Consider the following 4,508-nt stretch of genomic DNA (forward strand, 5'->3'; position numbering starts at 1 on the left):
CGCCGCCCTCCTCGTGCTTGCCGCTGTGGAGCGTACGACCTCACACGGGTTTCTGCGGCTCATGGGTCGCAGGTAAGCACTACTCCGCGGTATGGTTCTGGCTGCACTGAACTGCTAGGAGTAAAAAATGCGACGGACGTCGGTGGAGCTCTTCGCGGGCGGGGGCGGGCTGGTCCAAGCCAGCACGAACACCGGCTTCCGGCACCTGCTGCTGAACGAGTTCGCGAAGAGGGCGTGCGAGACGCTTGAGGGCAATCGCTTCGAGGCGTTTCCGGCGGACGTCGATTCCGATGTGCTGGCCAAGTGGCTGGACCAGATCGATGAGCAACGCGCGGAGGGCCTCGAAGCCGCAGGCGCCGTTGAGCGGCCCTTGTACCCTCCCCTGGTCACCGGCGACGTCCGAGGGTTGGACATGCGCTTCCTCAGGGATCGAGATGTTGACCTTCTGGCCGGCGGGCCACCATGCCAACCGTTCAGCCTTGGTGGAGTCGCGAAGGGTGACGAGGACGAGCGGAACATGTTCCCGGAGATGTTCCGGGCGGTTCGTGAGATCCGTCCCAAGGCCGTCATCTGTGAGAACGTCCGTGGGCTCCTTCGTCCGTCCTTCAATCCCTACTTCGAGTACATCAAGCGCGAGCTGTCCCTTCCGTTCGTGAAGCGCCGAAAGGGTGCCACGTGGCAGAAGCACGACCACGCGTTGCGGGAGCGGCTCGACGCGAAGGACACCGATCCGGCGGAGACCTACGAGGTCACGCAACACGCCGTGAACGCCGCCGACTACGGGGTGCCGCAGATCCGCAACCGGGTGATCCTCCTGGCGTTCCGCGCTGACCTGGGCGTGGACCCGGATCTGGTCAAGCGCGCTGTCGCGCGCACCCACTCCCATGCGGCCCTCGCGCGGACGATCCTCGATGGCTCCTACTGGGACCGCCACAAGCAGGCAGGCGCCAGGATTCCGAAGCGCGTCATCGATCTGGTGACCTCGCGCTACGCGAATGAGCAGCTGTCGTTCGAGAGCGGGGATGAGGAGCTCCAGCCATGGCTCACCCTTCGAGACGCGGTAATGGGGCTCCCCAAGATCAACACCAGCATGTTGGACAAGACGACGGAACAGGGCGGATTCCCCGACCACATCGGGTGGCCCGGAGCCAGGATCTACGACGGGCACACGCCCAACGAACTCGACCGACCGGCCAAGACCGTCAAGGCCGGGGTGCACGGTGTGCCCGGTGGCGAGTCGGTCATGCAGCTCGACAACTTGGTGCGTGACGAGAAGACCGGCCAGTTGCGCCCCGAGCACCGCTACATGACCGTGCGCGAGACTGCCCGGGTCATGACATTCGGCGATGACTGGAGCATGGCGGGCCCGCGTGGTGAACGCATGAGGCAGCTGGGCAACGCGGTTCCCGTGAAGCTGGGCGAGGTGTTCACCAGCGCAGTCGCGAAAGCCCTCGACGACGCGGAACGTCGCTCATGAACGACGCCGCCGAGTCCCGGCAAATGGGCTGGAGGGACAAGCCGCCGCCCGAGAGGGCCTGGCGGGGACGGCAGGGACGGACGAGGAAGGCGATCGTCGCCGAACAGGATCGTGCCGCGGGTGGTCGGGAGGGCCGCTATGTCAAGCGCAAGGACGGCGACTACGCGTTGGCCTCGATCACGCTGAAATTGTTGCCCAGGACTCGTCGGATCAGGGCCTACCTCCGCTGGTCGGAGGACGGGCGTTCGCCCGCCCTGTATGTCGGGGAAGTGGAGCACCTGACGCGTGCGGCGAATCTCGAACAGGCTTGGCGGATCGCCAAGGACCGGGGATTGGTTGGAGAGCGTCCTCTCCCGGAAGGGTCGTGGGCTTCGTCCCCTGCCACGCGGTCAACAATGCGCGGGAACCGAGGCCGCGACACGGCACCGGAACTACGTATCCGCTCACTGCTGCACCGCGAGGGTCTGCGCTACCGAGTATCGGCGCGGCCGCTTCCCGGGGTGCGGCGAACCGCCGACCTCGTCTTCACCCGCGCCCGTGTCGCCGTCTTCGTGGACGGGTGCTTCTGGCACGGGTGCCCCGATCACTGCCGCCCAGCACGCACGAACAGTGACTTCTGGCGCGCCAAGATCGACGCAAACCGGGCCAGGGATGCCCAGACCGACCAGTTCCTGGCAGAGGCGGGATGGCGCGCCATCAGAATTTGGGAGCACGAGGATCCCGTACAAGCGGCGGGCCGGGTCGCCGCGGCCGTTCGCGACTTTGCGGCACGGAGTGATCACAACGTTCCGTGATTCAGAAGATCGTCGATGGCGTCGGAGGCCCGGCGCAGGACGATACGCCCGTCGCCGTCGCTGAACGCGAGCAGGTCGTCCCCAACGTTGATGCCGGCCTCGGCCAACAGCCCCAACGGTAGTTCGACGCGTCCATCGGGCTCTACGGATACCTCGGCGGGTTCACGGATCACGGGAGGAGTCTCCCAAGGACCGCCGGCGTCTGCCACCGACGCTGCGGATCGTCGGGGGATCTTGCGATTGCGACGGTTGGCGGCTGGATCCCGCAACGTGCCGTAGACCCTCAAGTGGATGGAGTGGCAGGAAACTTACCGCCGATTGTCAGTGGCGCCCTCTACCCTCTTCATCACGCGTACGGCTCTACCCGAGCCGCGCGCCGAAACGCTGCCCGCGGCAGGGCTTCCTTCGGCGTGCCCACGCGAGACGAGGACAGGGGGTCCACCTATGAAGATCACTCCTTCCGCGCGTGTGCTGCGCATGCTCGGTGAGATCGAGTTCGACGAGTGGCAGTGCATCGCGGAGCTGATCGACAACGCCTTCGACGACTTCACGGAGATCCATCGATCCGGGACCCCCTGGGCGGGCGGGTATCGCGTCAGCGTCGAGCTCCCCGACTCCGCGCAGGGCCAGCTCGTGATCACCGACACCGGTCGCGGCATGACGTACGACCGGCTGGAGCGGGCCGTGCGGGCCGGCTGGTCGGGTAACGACATGCACGACAAGCTCGGCCTCTTCGGCATGGGGTTCAACGTCTCGACGGCGCGGCTCGGCAAGCGCACGCGCGTCCTCACCACGCGCCAGGGCGACACCGAGTGGATCGGTGTGGAGATCGACCTGGACCGCATCGGGGACGACTTCGAGGCCGAGGACATCACGGAGCCGAAGGCCGATCCCAACGAGCACGGCACGCGTATCGTCATCAGCCGCCTGCATCCCACGCGCGCGCGATGGCTGCAGAAGAACGGCTCGGCCCTGCGTAACATCCTGGGACAGGTCTACTCCTGGATCTTCCTGAACCGTCCGTTCGAGCTGTGGGTCGGCGGCTTCCAGGTGAAGCCTGTCCGACACTGCCGTTGGGGAGACGACCGCTCGGTCCTCTACAACAACAAGGAGCGCATTCCCGCCTACATCGAGATCGACCAGAAGCTGGAGAACGGTCTCGCCTGTGGTGACTGCGGACAGTGGCAGCTCACTGATCGCGACGCCTGCGAGGACTGCGGGAGCGATCGGCTCACCGTTCGTGAGCGCCGGGTGCACGGGTGGCTCGGCATCCAGCGTTACATGCACAAGCACGATTATGGAATCGACTTCCTGCGCAACGGCCGCAAGATCCTCCGCTGGGACAAGCAGCTGTTCACCTGGCGCAACCCTGACGGAGCGGTGGGCAACGAGGAGCCGGAGTATCCGGTGGACCTCGCCCACCAGGGCGGCCGCATCATCGGGGAGATCCACCTCGACCACGTCCCGGTCACGTACCAGAAAGACGCCTTCGAGTACGGCGACCGCAGCTGGCGCTCGGCCGTCGAAATCGTAAGGGGGGTCGCACCGCTGCTGCCCCAGCGCGCGGCGAACCTTGAGTACGAGGAGAACACCAGCCCGCTCGCGCTCCTCTTCAAGGGATACCGTCGTAACGACGCCGGTCTGCGGTACCTGGTCCCGGGAGACGGCCGCAAGCCGATCCACGACGACACCCGTCGGTGGGGACATGAGTTCCACCGGGGCAACCCCGACTACCAGACCGATGAGCGCTGGTGGCAGGCGGTCGTGGACCACGAGGCGACCAAGAGCAGGGGCAAGAACGCGAAGGCGGCCGCCGTCACCCCGGGAAAGCCCGACGAGGCGGCCGTGATGGAGGCGCTTGGTTTCGACGGCGCGGAGATCGGCAGTCCGAGTTCCCCCGCGACCGGTCCGGACGAGACGAAGCCCGGTGCCCAGGCGCAGCCCCCGAAGGACGGCGAGTCCGCTCCCGCCGCGCCGACCCCAGAGAAGCGGAAGGAGACGCGGCAGGAACGCGTCACGCGCTACATGGAGAACTCGACCACCTATCCGTCCCTGAGCCGCTCCTTCGGCCACCCGCGCGTCGGCTTCGTCGAGGTCGAGGCGCGTCGGCTCACGACGGTGGGAAGCCTGACCGACGAGAACCTCCACCCCACTCCCGTCCTGCTGGACCAGCGCGGCGGCAACACTCTCGTGGCGTTCCTCGACCTCGATCATCCGATCTTCCAGAGGTTCGGAGC

General features: G+C 66.5%; 4 protein-coding genes. 3 read left to right on the plus strand and 1 reads right to left on the minus strand.

Going from position 1 to position 4,508, the window contains the following annotated elements; translation table 11 throughout:
• Nucleotides 1-142: 142 nt before the first annotated feature.
• Both RIF68_RS28280 and RIF68_RS28285 read left to right on the plus strand, forming a co-directional pair.
• Nucleotides 143-1,477 (plus strand): DNA cytosine methyltransferase, encoded by a 1,335-nt coding sequence (locus RIF68_RS28280; RefSeq protein WP_309054135.1) that lies wholly within the window; start codon nucleotides 143-145, stop codon nucleotides 1,475-1,477.
• Nucleotides 1,474-2,271, plus strand: coding sequence for a very short patch repair endonuclease (locus RIF68_RS28285; RefSeq protein WP_240509689.1), 798 nt, complete (start codon nucleotides 1,474-1,476; stop codon nucleotides 2,269-2,271). Before RIF68_RS28280 ends, RIF68_RS28285 begins: the two co-directional genes overlap by 4 nt.
• Here the strand turns inward: RIF68_RS28285 and RIF68_RS28290 are convergent.
• Nucleotides 2,256-2,444 carry a hypothetical protein gene (locus RIF68_RS28290; protein WP_046422080.1) on the minus strand — a complete coding sequence of 63 codons (189 nt, stop codon included), beginning with the start codon at nucleotides 2,442-2,444 and terminating at the stop codon, nucleotides 2,256-2,258. The genes RIF68_RS28285 and RIF68_RS28290 overlap by 16 nt on opposite strands.
• Before the next feature lie 271 nt (nucleotides 2,445-2,715).
• On the opposite strand from RIF68_RS28290, the gene RIF68_RS28295 reads away from it, so the two are divergent.
• Nucleotides 2,716-4,508: ATP-binding protein (locus RIF68_RS28295; protein WP_309054136.1), on the plus strand; the 1,793-nt coding region annotated here is incomplete at its 3' end.

Source organism: Streptomyces sp. (assembly GCF_031178505.1).
Taxonomy (GTDB): domain Bacteria; phylum Actinomycetota; class Actinomycetes; order Streptomycetales; family Streptomycetaceae; genus Streptomyces; species Streptomyces gulbargensis.

Coding starts and splice junctions, on each gene's coding strand:
- RIF68_RS28285 (WP_240509689.1), top strand. CDS start 1,474: ATGAACGACGCCGCCGAGTCCCGGCAAATGGGCTGGAGGGACAAGCCG.